The sequence below is a fragment of the Mycobacterium sp. ELW1 genome, assembly GCF_008329905.1.
Taxonomy (GTDB): Bacteria; Actinomycetota; Actinomycetes; order Mycobacteriales; family Mycobacteriaceae; genus Mycobacterium.
This window is the reverse complement of sequence record NZ_CP032155.1, coordinates 1,114,260-1,131,743: the sequence shown is the minus strand read 5'-3', so window position 1 is coordinate 1,131,743 and position 17,484 is coordinate 1,114,260. Positions and strand designations below refer to the sequence as shown.

Genomic DNA, 17,484 nt, shown 5'->3' with positions numbered 1-17,484 from the left:
TTCTAGGACGCGGGAAGAACGTCGGCGATGGGGGCGCCGGACGCGATCTTGGCGCGGGTCTTCATGACCTTGCCGGGCATACCGCCGCCGACCACCCCGGCCACCACGCCGTCACGCTCGTAGAAGGCCAGGAATTTACGGCCGTCGTCCTCGACGATGTGGACCGTATCGGTGGCCTCCGGCTCTCCGAGGCACTGGATCTTCACGTCGTACTGGTCGCTCCAGAAGTAGGGCACCACGATCACCGACGGCGCCTCCTGGCCCAGCATCGACGGCACGATGACCCGGGCCTGCTCGGCCACGTTGCTCCAATGTTCAACGCGGGCTTGATGTCCGGTGGCGTCGCGCCAGGATGCGACGTCACCGAGCGCCCACACGCCGGCAACGCTGGTGCGGCCAGCCTCGTCGCACACCACACCGTTGTCGACGGCCAGGCCGCTACCCTCCAGCCAGTCGGTGGCCGGGCGCGACCCGATGCCGACCACCACGAGGTCGGCGGGCAGCTCGCTGCCGTCGGACAACACCACGGTCGTCACGTGTCCGTTGTCGCCGCGCACCTCGGCCACCCCGATGCCGGTGCGCACGTCGACACCCTCGGCGCGGTGCAGGCGGGTCACCAGGTTTCCGACCTGCTCGCCCAGGACCGAGGCCAGCGGAGCCGGCTGCGGCTCGACCAGCGCCACCTCGACGCCGAGTTTGCGCAGGCTTGCCGCGACCTCGCAGCCGATGAAGCCGGCGCCGATGATCACCGCCTGCCGGGCCGATGCGGCGTGGGCACGCAGCGCCAGCGCCTCGTCGAGCGAGCGCAGAACGCGAATGCCCTCCAGATCGGGGAACGACGGGATGCGCTTGGGCACCAAGCCGGTGGCGATGACCAGCTCGTCGTACCCCAGCACCGAGCCGTCGGCGAGGGTCACGGTCCGAGCGGCGGTGTCCAACGACGTGGCCGCGCTGCCCAACCGCAGCGTGATGTCATTCTCGGCGTAGAACTCGGCGGGCTTGAGCACCACATCGTCGAGGTCGGCGTGCAGCACGTCCTTCGACAGCGGCGGGCGGTCATATGGCAGATGCACCTCGTCGCTGACGATGGTGACCGGGCCGGTGTACTCCGACTTGCGCAGTTGCTCAGCCGTGCGGGTGGCGGCCAGGCCGCCGCCGACGATGAGGATGCCGTTCTCGCTCGTGCTCACGTGGTGTTCATACACGATCGCCGTCGCGAAGTGCGCGCCAGCCTGCGCCAACCGACCAGTTAGGCGGGCGACCGGTCAATCAGGTTGGACAGCACCACGATGCTCTCGCTCCGTTCGATGTCGGCGCTCGACCGGATGCGTTCCAGCGCCGCCTCCAGATGTCGCATGTCGCGAGCGAGCACGTGCAGGATGGCGTCCGAAGTTCCGGTCACGGTGGCGGCACTGATGATCTCGGGAATGTCAATCCAGGCCGCCCGCAACCGATCTGGCGCGATTGTGCCGTGACAGTAGACCTGCACGTAGGCCTCGGTGTTCCAGCCCACCGCGCTGCGGTCGATGACCGTGGTGAAACCGCGGATCACCCCGGCGTCCAGCATCCGGTCGACCCGGCGCTTCACGGCCGGAGCCGACAGGTTCACCCGTTCCCCGATCTCGGCGAAGGTGGCCCGGGCATGCTCGGCGAGCTCGGCCAGGATCCGCTCGTCGGTGTCATCCAACCGATCCATTCGACAGCCCCTTTCGCCCGCACACAACAGATCACCGCAATGTTAGCGGTGACGCAATAGATCATTCATGGACACGCAATAGTTAACGATTGATTGCGTCAAACCGCACTTCTATGGTTGATTCATGACGATATCCCCCGATGTCGCCGTCGGGTCGACGAGGACACCGCGCCGCCAGCGACTCCGCCACTACGCCATGACCCCACCGACGTACTTCAGCGTCGAATACGCCATCAACCCGTGGATGGACACCAGCACGCCCGTCGACGTCGAGTTGGCGCTCGCCCAATGGGAACACCTGCGCGACACGTATCGCCGGCTCGGCCACACCGTCGACCTCGTCGAGCCCGTACCGGGCCTGCCGGACATGGTGTACGCGGCCAACGCCGGACTGATCATCAACGGCACCGCGATCGTCGCCCGGTTCAAGCATGCCGAGCGGCATGGCGAATCGGTGGCATATGCCGCCTGGATGGGCCGACACGGGCATGATCCGGTAGCGACCCGCCACGTCAACGAGGGCCAAGGCGACCTGCTGGTCGTCGGATCGATGATTCTGGCAGGCACCGGTTTTCGCACGCATCCGCACGCGCACGCCGAGGTGGGCGCCCTGACCGGAATGCCGGTGATCTCACTGGAACTCGTCGATCCTCGGTTCTACCACCTCGATACCGCGTTGACCGTGCTCGACGACACCACGATCGCCTACTACCCGTCGGCGTTCACCGCCGACGGGCGAGCCCAGTTGCGCCGGCTCTTCCCCGACGCCATCGAAGTCGCGAGTGCCGATGCCTACGTGCTGGGGCTCAACGCGGTGTCCGACGGTAAGCACGTGGTGTACCCCGCGCAGGCCACCGGCTTCGCCGAACAACTCCGCCGGGCCGGCTTCCACCCGATCGGCGTCGACCTCTCCGAGCTGCTCAAGGGCGGCGGCTCGGTGAAATGCTGCACGCTGGAGGTGTTTACATGACCGTGGCCGACACCGTCACCGGCGCAACCGCCGAGGCAATCGCACTGGACAACGCCTATGCCGCGCACAACTACTCGCCGCTTCCGGTGGTGGCCGCCAGCGCCCGCGGCGCATGGATCACCGACGTCGAAGGCCGGCGCTACCTGGACTGCCTCGCGGCGTATTCGGCGGTGAACTTCGGCCATCACAACGACGAAATCGTCGCCACAGCCCACCGCCAGCTCGACGCCCTGACGTTGGTGAGCCGCGCCTTCCACTCCGACCAGCTCGGCCCGTTCTGCGCCGCACTGGCCGGACTCTGTGGCAAGGACATGGTGCTGCCCATGAACAGCGGCGCCGAGGCAGTGGAGAGTGGCATCAAGATTGCCCGCAAGTGGGGCGCCGACGTCAAGGGTGTCCCCGCCGGGATGGCGAATATCGTGGTCGCGGACAACAACTTCCACGGACGCACGATAAGCATCGTCAGCTTCTCCTCCGATGACACCGCCCGCGGCGGCTTCGGCCCGTTCACCCCCGGCTTCCGATCGGTGCCCTTCGGCGACGCCGACGCGGTCGCAGCGGCGATCGACGAACACACGGTCGCCGTGCTCATCGAGCCCATTCAGGGCGAGGCCGGGATCATCGTCCCGCCGGACGACTACCTGCCCCGACTGCGCGCCGTGTGCAGCAGGCACAACGTGCTGCTGATCGCCGACGAGATCCAGTCCGGCCTGGCGCGCACCGGTCACACCTTCGCGTGTGACCACTGGGGTGTGGTGCCCGATGTCTATCTGCTCGGCAAGGCACTCGGTGGCGGCGTGGTTCCGCTGTCGGCCGTGGTGGCCGACCGCGACGTTCTCGGCGTCCTTCATCCCGGCGAGCACGGGTCGACGTTCGGCGGTAATCCGCTGGCCGCGGCAATCGGTTCCACCGTGGTCGGCATCCTACGGCGCGGTGAATTCCAGTCCCGCTCAGCAGAACTCGGCCTGCACCTGCACGCCCGGCTGCGGTCGCTGATCGGCCACGGGGTGCTCGCGGTCCGCGGTATGGGACTGTGGGCCGGAGTCGACATCGACGAACGCCTCGGTACCGGCAAGCAGCTCAGCCTCACCCTCGCCGAGCGCGGAGTGCTGGTCAAGGACACTCATGGATCGACCTTGCGGTTCGCTCCCCCGCTGGTGATCACCGCCGAGGAGATCGATTGGGCGGTTGGACAGTTCGCACGTGTGCTGGAGCAGGCAGGTGCACACTCTTAACGAGTAGTTCAGTTTGGTGACCCCAGGAGGCACTATGACCGCACCGCCGCTGAGCCTCTCCCAGCAGTTGTTCCGTCGCCGCCCCGTTGCCGGCGCTCCGGTAGCACACGGCGCCTCCGACCATCTGAAGCGCAGTATCGGCACCTTTCAGCTCACACTCTTCGGAGTCGGGGCGACCGTCGGCACCGGGATCTTCTTCGTGCTGTCCGCGGCGGTGCCGGAAGCCGGTCCGGCGGTGTTGGTCTCGTTTCTGCTCGCCGCCGTCGCGGCCGGACTGTCGGCGATCTGCTACGCAGAGATGGCGTCGTCGGTGCCGGTCTCGGGCTCGACCTACTCGTACGCCTATACGACGATGGGCGAGGTCGTCGCCATGGGTGTGGCAGCGTGTCTGCTTCTCGAGTACGGCGTATCCATCTCGGCCGTCGCCGTCGGGTGGAGCGGCTATCTGAACAAGTTGTTGCAGAACCTGTTCGGGTGGCAGCTGCCGCAGTCCTTGAGTGCCGCCCCCTGGGACTCCGCCCCCGGCATCGTCAATCTGCCCGCGGTCCTTCTGATCCTGATGTGCATGGCGCTGCTCATCCGTGGCGCAAGCGAGTCCGCCTTCGTCAACACCGTGATGGTGCTGATCAAGCTCAGCGTGCTGGGGATGTTCATCGTCATCGCGCTCACCGCGTTCAACGCCGACCACTTCCACGGCTTCTGGGACAAGGGCGTTCCCGGCATCACCACCGCCGCGAGCATGATCTTCTTCTCGTTCATCGGCCTCGACGCGGTGTCGACCGCGGGTGACGAAGTGAAGAATCCCCAGAAGACCATGCCCCGGGCCATCATCGCGGCACTCCTCGTGGTCACCACCTTCTATATTCTGGTCGCCTTCGCCGGCCTGGGCACCCAGGACGCCGCGGACTTCGGATCGGATGAACAAGCCGAAGCGGGGCTGTCCGTGATCCTGGAGAACATCACCGGCAGCACCTGGGCCAGCACCCTTCTGGCAGCCGGCGCGGTGGTCTCCATCTTCTCGGTGACGCTGGTCGTGATGTACGGACAGACACGCATCCTCTTCGCAATGGGCCGGGACGGTCTGCTTCCGTCGATGTTTGCAAAGGTCAACCCGCGCAGCATGACTCCGGTGGGCAACACCGTCATCGTCGCCGCCGTCACGGGCATCCTGGCCGGCTTCCTTCCGCTGAACTGGTTGCTCGATGCCGTGTCGATCGGCACCTTGGTCGCGTTCATCACCGTGTCGGCCGGTGTCATCCTCCTGCGGGTGCGCCAACCCGACCTCGAGCGACCGTTCAAGGTCCCGGGCTACCCCGTGACTCCCGTTCTGTCGATCCTGGCGTGCGCCGCGGTGCTCTACGGTCTGCGGTGGCAGACGTGGTTGGTCTTCGGTGGTTGCGTCGCTGTGGTCTTGCTGTTCTATCTGTTCTGGGGGAGACGCCACAGCGCGCTGAACGCCGGGGGCTCCGACGGGTACATTCCGACGTCGGTGCCCGGCGACGATGACGTCATGTTCGACGAGGAGCCACCGGATCACCACTTCGTCACCAAGCACAAGGACGAGCCGTGACCGTCGCCGTCGGCTACCTCGCGGGAAAGAGTGGCCGCCCGCCCCTGTACCTGGCCGTCGAAGCCGCCAGGACCCTGCAGACATCGCTGACCGTGGTGACCGTCGTTCCACGACCGTGGATGACTCCGTCGCTGGGCCGAATCGACGCCGAATATGCCCAGTACGCCGAACAATTGGCGACGACCTCCGCGGCGCAGGCCCGAGACTGCATTGACGCGATCGCCGATGGGCTGGACGTCAGGTATCACAAGGTGTCTCACCGTTCGGTGTCCGGCGGCCTACTGGAGGCGATCTCCGACCTGAAAGCCGAGGTGCTGATCCTGGGCTCGGCCGCCGACGGAAAGCTCGGGCAGGTGGTGATCGGCTCGACCGCCGACCGCCTGCTGCACTCCTCGCCGGTGCCGATGGCGATCAGCCCGCGCGGGTATCGCGGTTCGAAGGCGGGCGGCCTGACCCGGATCACGGCCGCCTACCCGGGAACGGCCGACACGCTGCATGTCGTCCAGCGTGTCGCCGCGCTCGGTCGGCGGCTCAACGTGCCCATGCGGGTGATCACGTTCGCGGTTCGGGGCCGCACGATGTACCCGCCGGAAGTCGGCTTGAGCGCCGAGGATTCGATCCTCGAACAGCTGGCCGGCTACGCACGGGAGGCGTTGGCGCAGTTGAAGGCCGATGGCGTGGTGGGTCCGGACGTGGATCTAGAGGTGGCCACCGGCAACGGTTGGGACGATGCCCTGAACGCCGTCGATTGGCAGGACGGTGACCTGCTGGCTATCGGCACATCACCCGTTGGGGGAATCGCGCGGGTGTTCCTGGGCTCGCGCGGCTCGAAGATCCTGCGGCACAGCCCCGTTCCAGTGCTGGTACTCCCGGGCTGACCGCTAGTACTTCATCACACCGCGGTCGACGCTGATCTGCGAACCCGACAGGGTTGCGGATTGATCGCCGGCCAGCCACACCACCACGTCGGCGACCTCGTCGACGTTCATGAAGTCGGACCGTTTGCCCGTCGCGTTCTGGCCAACCGGAAGGTAGGGCATCGGGGCGAAGCCGTGCAGATAGCTCGGGTGCGCGCCGAAAACGCCCAACATGGCGTCGTTTTCGGTCATCGGGGTGGCCACCGAGTACGGGTGAATGGAGTTGACCCGGATGCCGTACTCACCGGCTTCCAGCGCGAGCGAGTTCGTCAGCGCGGTCAGCCCATGCTTGGACGCGGCGTAGTGGCTGTTGCCCGGGGTGGCCTTCACACCTGCCGACGAGCTCACCACGATGATGGAGCCGCCGTTGCCGGCGTCGATCATCGCCGGGACGACGGCACGTAACGTGCGCCAGGTCCCGGTGAGATTGGTGTCGATGACGGTGTTCCACTGTTCGTCGGTCAACTCCCACAACCGGCCCCAGGACAGCACGCCGGCGTTGGCGACCAGGATGTCGAGCCTGCCGAACTGTTCGACCCCGTCGGCCACCAGCTGGCGAACCGCGGCGTCGTCGCGGACGTCGACTTGGCGTCCCAGCGCCTTGCGGCCCTCGGCCTCAACCAACCGGACCGTCTCGTTCAGATCCTCGGGGGTCGTCCCGGGATAGGGAATGGTGTCACTGACCGGCGCACAGATATCGGAGACGATCACGTCGGCGCCTTCGCGTGCCAGCCGGACAGCGTGGGCGCGGCCCTGGCCTCGCGCGGCACCGGTGACGAACGCCACTCGCCCCTCGAGGGTCCCCGACGATGTTGTCATCAATGGTCCTTTCAGTCAGCTCAGGCCAGGCTAGCAAGAGAACTGGAACGTGTTCTAAATACCGGTCCACCGGGGACCAGACGCGGGATCCGGTCGGCTCAGTAGGCGACCGGGTCGCGGATGATCGGGCAGGTCATGCAATGACCGCCGCCGCGGCCGCGGCCCAGTTCGGCACCGACGATCGTGATGACCTCGACCCCGGCATTGCGCAGCAACGAGTTGGTGTGGGTGTTGCGGTCGTAGGCGAACACCACGCCCGGCTCGACGGCCACCAGGTTGTTGCCGCTGTCCCACTGTTGCCGCTCAGAGTCGTAGGCGGTGCCGCCGGTTTCGACCACCCGCAGCGCGCTGAGGCCCAGGGCGTTCGCGACCACCTCCACGAACGGTTTGGTCTCCTCGATGACGTCGAGGCCGGGGGCCGAATCGCTGGGCAGCAGCGTGAAAGTCTGGATGTTGTTTACGATTTCGGGATAGATCGTCACGACATCGCGATCGGCGAAGGTGAACACCGTGTCGAGGTGCATGGCGGCGCGCAGCTTGGGCATCCCCGCCACGATGATCCGTTCGGCCGCGCCGCGTTCGAACAGCGTCGCCGCCACCTGGGTGATCGCCTGCCGCGAGGTGCGTTCGCTCATCCCGATCAACACCACCCCGTTGCCGGGCACCAGTACATCTCCACCCTCGATAGTGGCCATCCCCCAAGACTTTTCAGGGTCACCCCACCACACCGTCGACCCGGCGAAGTCGGGATGGAACTCATAGATGGCCTTCATCAACAGCGTTTCGTCGTGCCGGGCCGGCCAGAACAGCGGGTTGAGTGTCACACCGGAGTAGATCCAGCAGGTGGTGTCGCGGGTGTACAGCGTGTTGGGTAGCGGCGGCATCAGATACTCGGTGATTCCCGCATGCTCGCGGGCCAGGGCGCGGTAGCCCCGGCCGAGGTCGACAGGTAGGTCGCGGGTCGACAACCCGCCGATCAGGAACTCGGCGAGTCGACGGGCGGGTAGCTCGTCGAGGAACGATCTGGTGTCGTCGACCAGTCCCATCCCGACCTCGTTGGCGACGATCTTGCGGTCGAGCAGCCAGGTGCGGCCGTCCGGAATATCCATCGTCTCGGCGAGCAGGTTGTGCAACTCGACCACCGCCACACCGCGGTCCCGCAACTTGTCCATGAAGTCGAAGTGGTCCCGGCGGGCGTTCTGCACCCAGAGCACGTCGTCGAACAGCAGGTCGTCGCAATTGGTCGGGGTCAGCCGCTCGTGGGCCAGGCCGGGCGAACACACCAGCACCTTGCGCAGCGTTCCCACTTCGGAATGCACGCCGTACGACGCGGATGCAGATGTCACCAGACCACTTCCCTTTCGTCGGCCCGCGTCGGCGCTTCGGTCGAGGACATCAGCTAGAGGTCGGCCAGGATCTGTTGTCGCTTGGCGGTGTATTCAGCCTCGGTGATCGAGCCGGTGGCCCTCAGGGTCTCGAGTTCTTGAAGACGTTGTGCGGTCGACACTTCCGGCATCGGCGGCGGCACGTACGGCGGGGCGGCAGCGGGCTGCGCAAACTGTTGCGGCGGCGCAGTCGCCGGCTGCCCGGTGGCAGCCCGCCGAACAACGGCCATCACCTGCTGGCGCACAGCAGGATTGGACCGGATGTCGATGGTGCCGTTCATCGGCACGCCATTGGCGCGCAAGATCTGCATGATCTCCATCAACGGCCCTGCCTGCCCCCGCAGGTCGTAGGTCTTGTTGTCCTCGGCGAGCGTGAACTGCGCGGGCACCACACCGGCGATCAAAGCGCTGGCGTTCCAGTCGATTTCGTATTTCTGCGTGCCCGGCTCGACGAGCGCGACCAACTTGTGGGCGTTGAGGATCTGCATGCGGGTGGGGCTCGACGCCATGGTCTCCTGGGTGTCGAAACCCTGATAGCCGGGCACCTCGAAGTGGAGGTTCACCTTGATCATCTGTTGGTCGTTGACGAACCACGACGTATCCGAGATACCGGTGATCTGCGCCAGCACCAGAACACCGTTCTGGTTCAGCTCCTCGTGCTTGGCCGCCGACTTCATACCGGCGTTGGTCAACCACAGGGCGGCGAGCACGTCGCCCGCTGTGATCAGCAGGCCGACCCAGAACATCCACCCGATGTACGGCCGCGCCATCGGCCCGAGAGCGAAGTAGACGATCAGGAAGATCGGACCGACGAGGCCGCCGAACAGCAGCACGGTCAATTGCGCTTTGAGATACCGCCCGAACATTTGGCACACCCCTTCTCGGCCAGCAATGTCGCGATCAGACTAACTCCAAGACACCCGCTAGGGACCACTTGTTGCAGTTCAGGGGGTTTGCAGTAGCTGATCCAAGGCCGGCAACTGCGGGACCAATCGATTGACGAACACCTCGAGACTGTTGTGAGCGTCGGGCTCTGCCGGCGCCGCGGGCCGAACAGGCGCCGGCGACGCCGGGTGGGCGGCCGGCTGGCTGCGGGGCGCCGGGGGTGAATGGTGGATGGCGACGCTCGCCGCGCTGACCATGAGCACCGACGCGACGATTCCACCGAGCACAGCCAGCAGCGCCGCGCCGCCGAAGAGGACCGACGGCGGGTATGCCGGCTGCTGGTAATCGTCGTCGTCCATGGCCCCACCCCGCTGTGGATGCCGAAGCCTAGCACCGGCGCAACAGTGGTTTCCGGCAAACGAAAGCGGCGCCCACCCGAAGGTGAGCGCCGCTTCGCGACGAAATTCAGATCACTTGATGATCTTGGTGACCCGGCCGGCGCCGACGGTGCGGCCACCTTCGCGGATCGCGAACCGCAGGCCCTCGTCCATGGCCACCGGCTGGATCAGCTTGACGGAGATGTCGGTGTTGTCACCGGGCATCACCATCTCGGTGCCCTCGGGGAGGGTCACCACGCCGGTCACGTCCGTGGTACGGAAGTAGAACTGCGGGCGGTAGTTGTTGAAGAACGGCGTGTGCCGGCCGCCCTCGTCCTTGGACAGGATGTAGACGCTGCCCTCGAACTCGGTGTGCGGGGTGGTGGTGCCGGGCTTCACGACGACCTGGCCGCGCTCGACATCCTCGCGCTTGACGCCACGAACCAGCAGACCGACGTTGTCGCCGGCCTGGCCCTGGTCGAGCAGCTTGCGGAACATTTCCACACCGGTGACCGTGGTCTTGGTGACGGTCGGCTTGATGCCGACGATCTCGACTTCCTCGTTCACGTTGATCACGCCACGCTCGACGCGACCGGTGACCACGGTGCCGCGGCCGGTGATCGTGAAGACGTCCTCGACGGGCATCAGGAACGGCTTGTCGGTGTCGCGGACCGGGTCCGGGATCGACTCATCGACGGCGTCCATCAGATCCTCGACGCTCTTGACCCACTGCGGGTCACCCTCGAGGGCCTTGAGTGCGGACACCTTGATGACCGGGGCTTCCTCGTCGAACTCCTGAGCGGCCAGCAGTTCGCGGACCTCCAGCTCGACGAGCTCCAGGAGCTCCTCGTCGTCGACCATGTCGGCCTTGTTCAGCGCCACCAGGATGTAGGGGACGCCGACCTGGCGGGCGAGCAGCACGTGCTCGCGGGTCTGCGGCATGGGACCGTCGGTGGCGGCGACCACCAGAATCGCGCCGTCCATCTGGGCGGCACCGGTGATCATGTTCTTGATGTAGTCAGCGTGGCCGGGGGCGTCGACGTGCGCGTAGTGACGCTTCTCGGTCTGGTACTCCACGTGGGAGATGTTGATGGTGATACCGCGCTGACGCTCCTCGGGCGCATTGTCGATCTGGTCGAATGCGCGCGATTCGTTCAACGCCGGGTACTTATCGTGCAGAACCTTGGTGATTGCTGCGGTAAGCGTGGTCTTGCCGTGGTCAACGTGACCGATGGTCCCGATGTTGACGTGCGGCTTCGTCCGCTCGAACTTCGCCTTCGCCACTTCTGTGTCCTCCTGGACTTGTTGTTGCTTGCTAAAGCAGTGTTGATTTCTTCAGTTGTGTTGCCAGAGCAACGGATTACTGACCCGTCGCCTTCGCGATGATCTCCTTCGAGACGTTCGCCGGAACTTCAGCGTACGAATCGAAAACCATGGAGTAGTTCGCCCGGCCCTGGGTCCGGGACCGCAGGTCCCCGACGTAGCCGAACATCTCCGACAGCGGCACGTGCGCCTTGACGACGCGAGCACCGCTGCGCTCCTCCATGGCTTGGATCTGACCACGGCGGGAGTTCAGGTCGCCGATCACGTCGCCCATGTAATCCTCGGGCGTCGTGACCTCGACGGCCATAACAGGCTCCAGGATGACCGGCTGCGCTTGCGCGGCAGCCTTTTTCAGCGCCTGGGAGCCGGCGATCTTGAAGGCCATTTCCGACGAGTCGACGTCGTGGTACGCGCCGTCGAGCAGGATGAGCTTCAAGTTCACCAGCGGGTAACCGGCGAGCACACCGTACTGCATGGCGTCCTGCGCACCGGCATCCACCGACGGGATGTACTCGCGCGGGATGCGGCCACCGGTGACCCTGTTCTCGAACTCGTAGGTCGCGCCGTCTTCGCCGACAAACGGCTCGATGGCGACGAGAACCTTCGCGAACTGGCCGGAGCCACCGGTCTGCTTCTTGTGCGTGAACTCGACTTTGTCGACCGCGCGCTTGATGGTCTCCTTGTAGGCGACCTGCGGCTTGCCGACGTTGGCCTCGACCTTGAACTCGCGGCGCATCCGGTCCACCAGGATGTCCAGGTGGAGCTCGCCCATGCCGCCGATGATGGTCTGGCCGGTCTCGTGGTCCTGGTTGACCTTGAAGGTCGGATCCTCTTCGGCCAGCTTCTGAATGGCCAGGGACAGCTTCTCCTGGTCACTCTTCGTCTTGGGCTCGATGGCGACCTGGATAACGGGATCCGGGAAGGTCATCGACTCGAGCACAACCTGGTCGTTCGGATCACTCAGGGTGTCACCGGTGGTGGTGTCCTTGAGGCCGATCACCGCGTAGATGTGGCCGGCGGACGCCGACTCGACCGGGTTCTCCTTGTTGGAGTGCATCTGGAACAGCTTGCCCAGCCGCTCCTTCTTGCCCTTGGTCGAGTTGATGACCTGCGCGCCGGAGTCGACCTTGCCCGAGTACACCCGGACGTAGGTCAGCTTGCCGAAGAACGGGTGCGTGGCCACCTTGAACGCCAGACCGGAGAACGGCTCGTCGGCCGACGGCTTGCGCAAGACGATGTCGTCTTCCTTGCCCGGGCGGTGACCTTCGGCGGCCGCAACGTCGAGCGGGGTCGGCAGGTAGTCGATGACCGCGTCGAGCATGGGCTGCACGCCCTTGTTCTTGAACGCGGAACCGCACAGCACCGGGTAACCCGCGCTGGTGACGGTCAGCTTGCGCAGGCCGGCCTTGATCTCCTCAACGGTCAGCTCTTCGCCGCCCAGGTACTTCTCCATGAGGTCGTCATCGGCCTCGGCGATGGACTCGATCATCGCGGTGCGATATTCCTCGGCCTTTTCCTGCAAATCGGCCGGGATGTCGACGACGTCGTACTTCTCGCCGAGCTTGGTCTCGCCGCGCCAGACCTTGGCCTTCATCTCGACCAGGTCGACGACGCCCTCGAAGTCACCCTCGGAGCCGATCGGAAGCTGGATCGGGACCACGTTCGCGCCGAGGCGATCCTTCATGGTCTGCACCGAGAAGTAGAAGTCGGCGCCCAGCTTGTCCATCTTGTTGACGAAGCAGATGCGCGGCACGTCGTACTTGTCGGCCTGACGCCAGACCTGCTCGGACTGCGGCTCGACACCTTCCTTGCCGTCGAAGACGGCCACGGCACCGTCGAGCACGCGCAGCGAGCGCTCCACCTCGACGGTGAAGTCGACGTGGCCCGGGGTGTCGATGATGTTGATCTGGTTGTCGTTCCAGAAGCAGGTGGTAGCGGCCGAGGTGATCGTGATACCCCGCTCCTGCTCCTGCTCCATCCAGTCCATCGTGGCGGCACCGTCGTGCACCTCACCGATCTTGTACGAGATACCGGTGTAGAAGAGGATGCGCTCGGTCGTCGTCGTCTTGCCGGCATCGATGTGCGCCATGATGCCGATGTTGCGGACCTTGTTCAGGTCGGTGAGCACGTCCTGTGCCACGGCTAAATTCCCACTCTTTCGCTTCTTAGTTCGGTGTATGAAGACGCCACCGCAGCCACGCTTCGTCGCGCGACTCCGGCGATGCGATCACCAGCGGTAGTGCGCGAAGGCCCGGTTCGCCTCAGCCATCTTGTGAACGTCCTCGCGTCGCTTCACTGCGGCGCCAAGGCCGTTGCTCGCGTCGAGGAGTTCGTTGGCCAGCCGCTCGATCATGGTCTTTTCGCGACGCTGCTTCGAGAAGCTGACCAACCAGCGCAGGGCCAGCGTGGTGGAGCGCTCGGGGCGCACCTCGACGGGCACCTGGTAGGTGGCGCCACCGACGCGGCGGCTACGCACCTCGAGGGCGGGCTTGACGTTATCCATCGCTCGCTTCAGCGTGAGGACCGGATCGGTACCGGTCTTCTCGCGAGCCTGCTCGAGCGCGCCATAAACAATGCGCTCGGCCAACGATTTCTTCCCGTCCAACAGAACCTTATTGACCAGCTGGGTGACCAGCTGGGACCCGTAGACCGGATCGTTGACGAGTGGACGCTTGGGAGCGGGACCCTTACGCGGCATCAGCTCTTCTCCTTCTTCGCGCCGTAACGGCTACGGGCCTGCTTGCGGTTCTTGACGCCCTGGGTGTCCAGCGAGCCGCGGATGATCTTGTAACGCACACCGGGGAGGTCCTTCACACGACCACCGCGCACCAGCACCATCGAGTGCTCCTGCAGGTTGTGGCCCTCACCGGGGATGTAGGCGGTGACCTCGACGCCGGTCGTCAGCTTCACGCGCGCCACCTTGCGAAGTGCCGAGTTCGGCTTCTTCGGGGTGGTCGTGTACACGCGGGTGCACACGCCGCGGCGCTGCGGGCTGCCCTTGAGGGCGGCGGTCTTCACCTTCGCGACCTTGTCGGTGCGACCCTTGCGGACCAGCTGCTGAATGGTTGGCATTTACCGGCTTTCTGTCTCTCGTGCGTCTTTCAACGTTCTTCAAGTCTCTGTACTGCAGTTTTAGCCCTGCGGCTTACCCCGCTGCCGGGCGTGTCGCACACACCGTGCACCGGTCGGATCCGATGCATACTGGACATGCGAATTGGCCCGGCGTGCGCGCATGCGTCTCCGCAAGCGCCCCTAACGGCCAGGCACGATCTCCCACGATACCAGGCGCGGCACGCCCCTCCAAACTCGGTGCGCGGGCCTCCTAGCGGGCCTTACTGCAGGTCAACGCGTGAATGTCGGCACCGGTTCCCATAGCACCGTTATTCGGGTGCTCGATGCGGGCTCAGCCGTGCGCTCCGTTTCGGTGCGCCATCCCGGCGGCCAGCCGCAAGACCATGTCGGAGAACACGGCGTCGGTGTCGACCATGTCCATCACGCCCGTCATCTCCAGCAGCACGAACCCGTGCAGCGCCGCCCAGAACTCCAGCGAGGCATAAAACGCGTCGTCGCCGTCCAGGCCGTAGGACGCCAGCACCTCGATGACCGGGGCCGCGGCGGCATGCGACGCGGCCGTGAACTCGGGGTCATCACCGCCCAACGGCATGCGGGTGAACGCCGAATAGCGGCCCGGGTGGTGGTGCGCGTAGCTGCGGTAGGCGCTGGCCATCGCGGTCACGGCGTCGTCGCGGGTGCGGCCCTGCCCGACGGTGGACAGCATCTGCAGGATGTCGTCGATGACGTGCATGCGGACCGTGCGACGCAGATCTTCCAAGCTGTGGACGTGGTTGTAGAGCGACGGGCCCTTGGTGCCCAACTGGGTGGCCAGGGCGTTGATCGTCAAACCGTCCCAGCCCTCCCGATCGAGGAAGGTCAGGGCCGCGTTGACGATGACCTCGCGGCTGAGCTTGCTCGACCTCGCCGACGTCCGGTTGCCCGGGCGCGGACGGGCAGCCGCCGACTCCGGTTCCGGCCGAGGTGTCATCACAAACCCTTCACTGGTGGATCGACGGAGAACTCTAGTTGACCGACCGGCTGCCACGTGGGCTCCAACTCGGGTTGATGGAAAGTGAGGCATGTCGGTGAGCTGGGGACACCGGCGGCGGGTTCATCATGACCTGCGTTGCCGCCTTGCCGGTTGGTATCACCGGAACGGTCACATCCCCGGTGGCGGCGTCGGCATCGTGGCGGCGGTGACCACGCAGGGGTCGTCCAACACCGCGATCGCCGATAACGTCGTCAACGACAGCACGAGTTAGGAATGACGAACCGGATCGACCGCGTTCCGGCGAAATCGCGAAGGACGGACGAATGCCGATGCACTCCCCCACACTCATCGCTGGGATCAGCGTTCTCGCCGCCGTCGCACTGGCGGGCTGCGGATCCACCAGCAAGGACTCCCCCTCGCCTACGGCAACCGCCGGTAGCTCAGGCGCTCAGGTCGAGGTCGGCAACACCATCAACTACGGCTCGTTCGGCACGACCGCGGAGATCGACTGCGCCGACGGCAAGTCGCTGAACGTCGGCGGGTCCAACAACACTCTGACGGTGAAGGGAACGTGCGCGTCGGTGAACATCGGCGGCGCGGACAACAAGATCACCTTCGGCACGATCGACAAGGAACTCTCCGTCGTCGGCCTCAACAACACGATCACCTACAAGGGCGACCCGAAGGTGAACAACCTCGGGTCGGGCAACACGCTCAACAAGAGCTCTTAGCTCTCACGCCTTGGCGCCGTGCCGGCCGGCGCCCTTGGCGAATCGCTGCGCGCCGGCAAGCGACTCGGCGGCCACCCGCGACAGGCTGCCGAATTCGAAATCGATGGCGTCGGCTTCGGACTGACCCCACTGGTTGAGCGCCGACATCCGGTCCGAACGCAGGCAGAGCTGAGGCAGCTGAGCGAGTTCGGCGGCCAACTCCTCGGCGGCCTGGCGGGCCTGGCCCGTCGGGACGACCCGGTTGGCCAGGCCGATGGCCAAAGCTTCCTCGGCGCCGACGGCCCGGCCGGTCAGGATCAGGTCCATCGCCCGGCTGTGGCCGATGAGCCGGGGCAGACGCACGGTGCCGCCGTCGATCAGCGGAACCCCCCACCGGCGGCAGAACACCCCGAACACGGCGTCCTGCTCGGCCACCCGCAGATCGCACCACAACGCCAGTTCCAGGCCGCCGGCCACGGCGTACCCGCTGACCGCGGCGATCACCGGTTTGGACAGCTGCATGCGGCTGGGTCCCATCGGTCCCGGAGCCGCGGGGCCGGCGACATCGGACCCTGTCCGAGGGCGATGGGTGGGGTTGGTGTCGGGTGTGCCGATGGCCTTGAGATCGGCTCCGGCGCAGAAGGTTCCGTTGTCGCCCCACAGGACCGCCACTGACGCCGACTCGTCCTTGTCGAACTCGTCGAAAGCGTTGAACAGGGCCATCGCGGTAGGGCCGTTGACGGCGTTGCGGGCCTGCGGACGGTCGATGATCACCGTCGTGACTCCTCCGTTGCGTTCTACTCGCACCGGATTCGGTTGCTCGGTCATGTCGCCTCCACCAGTTGTCCCTCATCCCGCCGCGCGACCAGCTCGGCGGCGAAGTCTGCATAGGCCCGCCGAAGTGCGGCGCCCGGCCAGCGCGCCGGCAGCAGCTCTTCCGGCAATACCGGATCGGTGAGCAGGTGGCGCACAATCGCGGCGGCGGCACGGAAGCGTGCCGGAATGTCCTGCGCGGCGGTCACCTCGTCGAGAAGCCGCTGTCCGGTGATCGCCCAGCCACCCAGATCCCACAGCCGCCCGGTCAGCTCGGCCGGATCGTCGTCACGCGCGTGCAGCACCCGCACCCGATCGGCGATCTCGGCGGGCAGCACGTCGCCGAGGTTGTCCGGACGTAACCACACTCCCTCTCGCATCTCACCGAACCGCTTGAGCTGCAGAGTGTTACGCAAGGCGGCGCGGGCCCGGGCATCCATGCCGACCGCGGTGATCACCAAGGTGACCCAGTCGCCGTTCCAGTCGCGCATGCGGGGGTAGAGCGCATCGTCCTGGCGGCGCTGGCGGGTCAACAGCCGATCGGACAGTCGATACCCGTCGTCGGAGCGCACCAGATCGCCGGCGGCCACCATCCGGGTGAGCGCGACCCGCAACGTCTGCTCGCGGATGCCGAAATCCGATGTCAGCCGCAGCAATTCGGCCGAGGTGGCCCAGGCCGGATGGGCGCCGAGCAATACACTCAGCACCACCGAGCGAGCGGTCATCTTCGCCAACGACT

At 65.9% G+C, this 17,484-nt stretch carries 19 protein-coding genes; 6 read left to right on the top strand and 13 right to left on the bottom strand.

The window, feature by feature from the left end; translation table 11 throughout:
• Positions 1 to 2: 2 nt before the first annotated feature.
• Both D3H54_RS05150 and D3H54_RS05145 read right to left on the bottom strand, forming a co-directional pair.
• Positions 3 to 1,205, bottom strand: coding sequence for an NAD(P)/FAD-dependent oxidoreductase (locus tag D3H54_RS05150; protein WP_432246574.1), 1,203 nt, complete (start codon positions 1,203 to 1,205; stop codon positions 3 to 5).
• A gap of 44 nt (positions 1,206 to 1,249) precedes the next feature.
• Complete coding sequence (locus D3H54_RS05145) at positions 1,250 to 1,696, bottom strand: Rv2324 family transcriptional regulator (protein ID WP_036343479.1); 447 nt, start codon at positions 1,694 to 1,696, stop codon at positions 1,250 to 1,252.
• A gap of 124 nt (positions 1,697 to 1,820) precedes the next feature.
• Between D3H54_RS05145 and ddaH the strand changes: the two genes are divergently transcribed.
• The 4 genes from ddaH to D3H54_RS05125 are packed head-to-tail and all read left to right on the top strand — an operon-like array spanning position 1,821 to position 6,349.
• Positions 1,821 to 2,666: a dimethylargininase gene (gene ddaH, locus D3H54_RS05140; RefSeq protein ID WP_168214784.1), complete on the top strand. Its 846-nt coding sequence runs from the start codon at positions 1,821 to 1,823 to the stop codon at positions 2,664 to 2,666.
• A complete protein-coding gene (gene rocD / locus D3H54_RS05135; RefSeq protein WP_149378150.1) occupies positions 2,663 to 3,901 on the top strand; it encodes an ornithine--oxo-acid transaminase in 1,239 nt (412 codons plus the stop codon). The genes ddaH and rocD overlap by 4 nt, the downstream gene beginning before the upstream one ends.
• Positions 3,902 to 3,935: 34 nt before the next feature.
• On the top strand, positions 3,936 to 5,471 hold the full coding sequence (locus D3H54_RS05130) for an amino acid permease (protein WP_149378149.1): 1,536 nt from the start codon (positions 3,936 to 3,938) through the stop codon (positions 5,469 to 5,471).
• Positions 5,468 to 6,349, top strand: coding sequence for a universal stress protein (locus D3H54_RS05125; protein WP_149378148.1), 882 nt, complete (start codon positions 5,468 to 5,470; stop codon positions 6,347 to 6,349). The genes D3H54_RS05130 and D3H54_RS05125 overlap by 4 nt, the downstream gene beginning before the upstream one ends.
• 3 nt (positions 6,350 to 6,352) lie before the next feature.
• On the opposite strand, the gene D3H54_RS05120 is transcribed toward D3H54_RS05125, so the two are convergent.
• From D3H54_RS05120 to D3H54_RS05080, 9 genes are all read right to left on the bottom strand, one after another.
• Complete coding sequence (locus D3H54_RS05120) at positions 6,353 to 7,207, bottom strand: mycofactocin-coupled SDR family oxidoreductase (protein WP_149378147.1); 855 nt, start codon at positions 7,205 to 7,207, stop codon at positions 6,353 to 6,355.
• Positions 7,208 to 7,305: 98 nt separating this feature from the next.
• On the bottom strand, positions 7,306 to 8,553 hold the full coding sequence (locus D3H54_RS05115) for an arginine deiminase (RefSeq protein WP_149378146.1): 1,248 nt from the start codon (positions 8,551 to 8,553) through the stop codon (positions 7,306 to 7,308).
• A 53-nt stretch (positions 8,554 to 8,606) separates the two neighbouring features.
• On the bottom strand, positions 8,607 to 9,458 hold the full coding sequence (locus tag D3H54_RS05110; protein WP_149378145.1) for an SHOCT domain-containing protein: 852 nt from the start codon (positions 9,456 to 9,458) through the stop codon (positions 8,607 to 8,609).
• A 78-nt stretch (positions 9,459 to 9,536) separates the two neighbouring features.
• The gene (locus tag D3H54_RS05105) at positions 9,537 to 9,836 is read right to left on the bottom strand and encodes a hypothetical protein (RefSeq protein WP_149378144.1); all 300 of its coding nucleotides are present in this window, start codon (positions 9,834 to 9,836) and stop codon (positions 9,537 to 9,539) included.
• A gap of 111 nt (positions 9,837 to 9,947) precedes the next feature.
• Complete coding sequence (gene tuf / locus D3H54_RS05100) at positions 9,948 to 11,138, bottom strand: elongation factor Tu (protein ID WP_149378143.1); 1,191 nt, start codon at positions 11,136 to 11,138, stop codon at positions 9,948 to 9,950.
• Between the two features lie 76 nt (positions 11,139 to 11,214).
• Positions 11,215 to 13,317 carry an elongation factor G gene (gene fusA, locus D3H54_RS05095; RefSeq protein ID WP_149378142.1) on the bottom strand — a complete coding sequence of 701 codons (2,103 nt, stop codon included), beginning with the start codon at positions 13,315 to 13,317 and terminating at the stop codon, positions 11,215 to 11,217.
• Between the two features lie 87 nt (positions 13,318 to 13,404).
• Positions 13,405 to 13,875, bottom strand: coding sequence for a 30S ribosomal protein S7 (gene rpsG / locus D3H54_RS05090; RefSeq protein ID WP_149378141.1), 471 nt, complete (start codon positions 13,873 to 13,875; stop codon positions 13,405 to 13,407).
• On the bottom strand, positions 13,875 to 14,249 hold the full coding sequence (gene rpsL, locus D3H54_RS05085) for a 30S ribosomal protein S12 (RefSeq protein ID WP_036343468.1): 375 nt from the start codon (positions 14,247 to 14,249) through the stop codon (positions 13,875 to 13,877). The genes rpsG and rpsL overlap by 1 nt, the downstream gene beginning before the upstream one ends.
• A 331-nt stretch (positions 14,250 to 14,580) precedes the next feature.
• Positions 14,581 to 15,219 (bottom strand): TetR/AcrR family transcriptional regulator, encoded by a 639-nt coding sequence (locus D3H54_RS05080; protein WP_149378140.1) that lies wholly within the window; start codon positions 15,217 to 15,219, stop codon positions 14,581 to 14,583.
• A 97-nt stretch (positions 15,220 to 15,316) separates the two neighbouring features.
• Between D3H54_RS05080 and D3H54_RS31105 the strand changes: the two genes are divergently transcribed.
• Positions 15,317 to 15,493 (top strand): hypothetical protein, encoded by a 177-nt coding sequence (locus D3H54_RS31105; protein WP_168214783.1) that lies wholly within the window; start codon positions 15,317 to 15,319, stop codon positions 15,491 to 15,493.
• Positions 15,494 to 15,551: 58 nt separating this feature from the next.
• The gene (locus tag D3H54_RS05075; protein WP_149383348.1) at positions 15,552 to 15,953 is read left to right on the top strand and encodes a DUF3060 domain-containing protein; all 402 of its coding nucleotides are present in this window, start codon (positions 15,552 to 15,554) and stop codon (positions 15,951 to 15,953) included.
• A 3-nt stretch (positions 15,954 to 15,956) separates the two neighbouring features.
• Here D3H54_RS05075 and D3H54_RS05070 read toward each other — a convergent pair whose 3' ends face one another.
• On the bottom strand, positions 15,957 to 16,760 hold the full coding sequence (locus D3H54_RS05070; protein WP_149378139.1) for a crotonase/enoyl-CoA hydratase family protein: 804 nt from the start codon (positions 16,758 to 16,760) through the stop codon (positions 15,957 to 15,959).
• Positions 16,757 to 17,470 (bottom strand): PaaX family transcriptional regulator C-terminal domain-containing protein, encoded by a 714-nt coding sequence (locus tag D3H54_RS05065; protein ID WP_149383347.1) that lies wholly within the window; start codon positions 17,468 to 17,470, stop codon positions 16,757 to 16,759. The genes D3H54_RS05070 and D3H54_RS05065 overlap by 4 nt, the downstream gene beginning before the upstream one ends.
• Positions 17,471 to 17,484 lie beyond the last annotated feature (14 nt).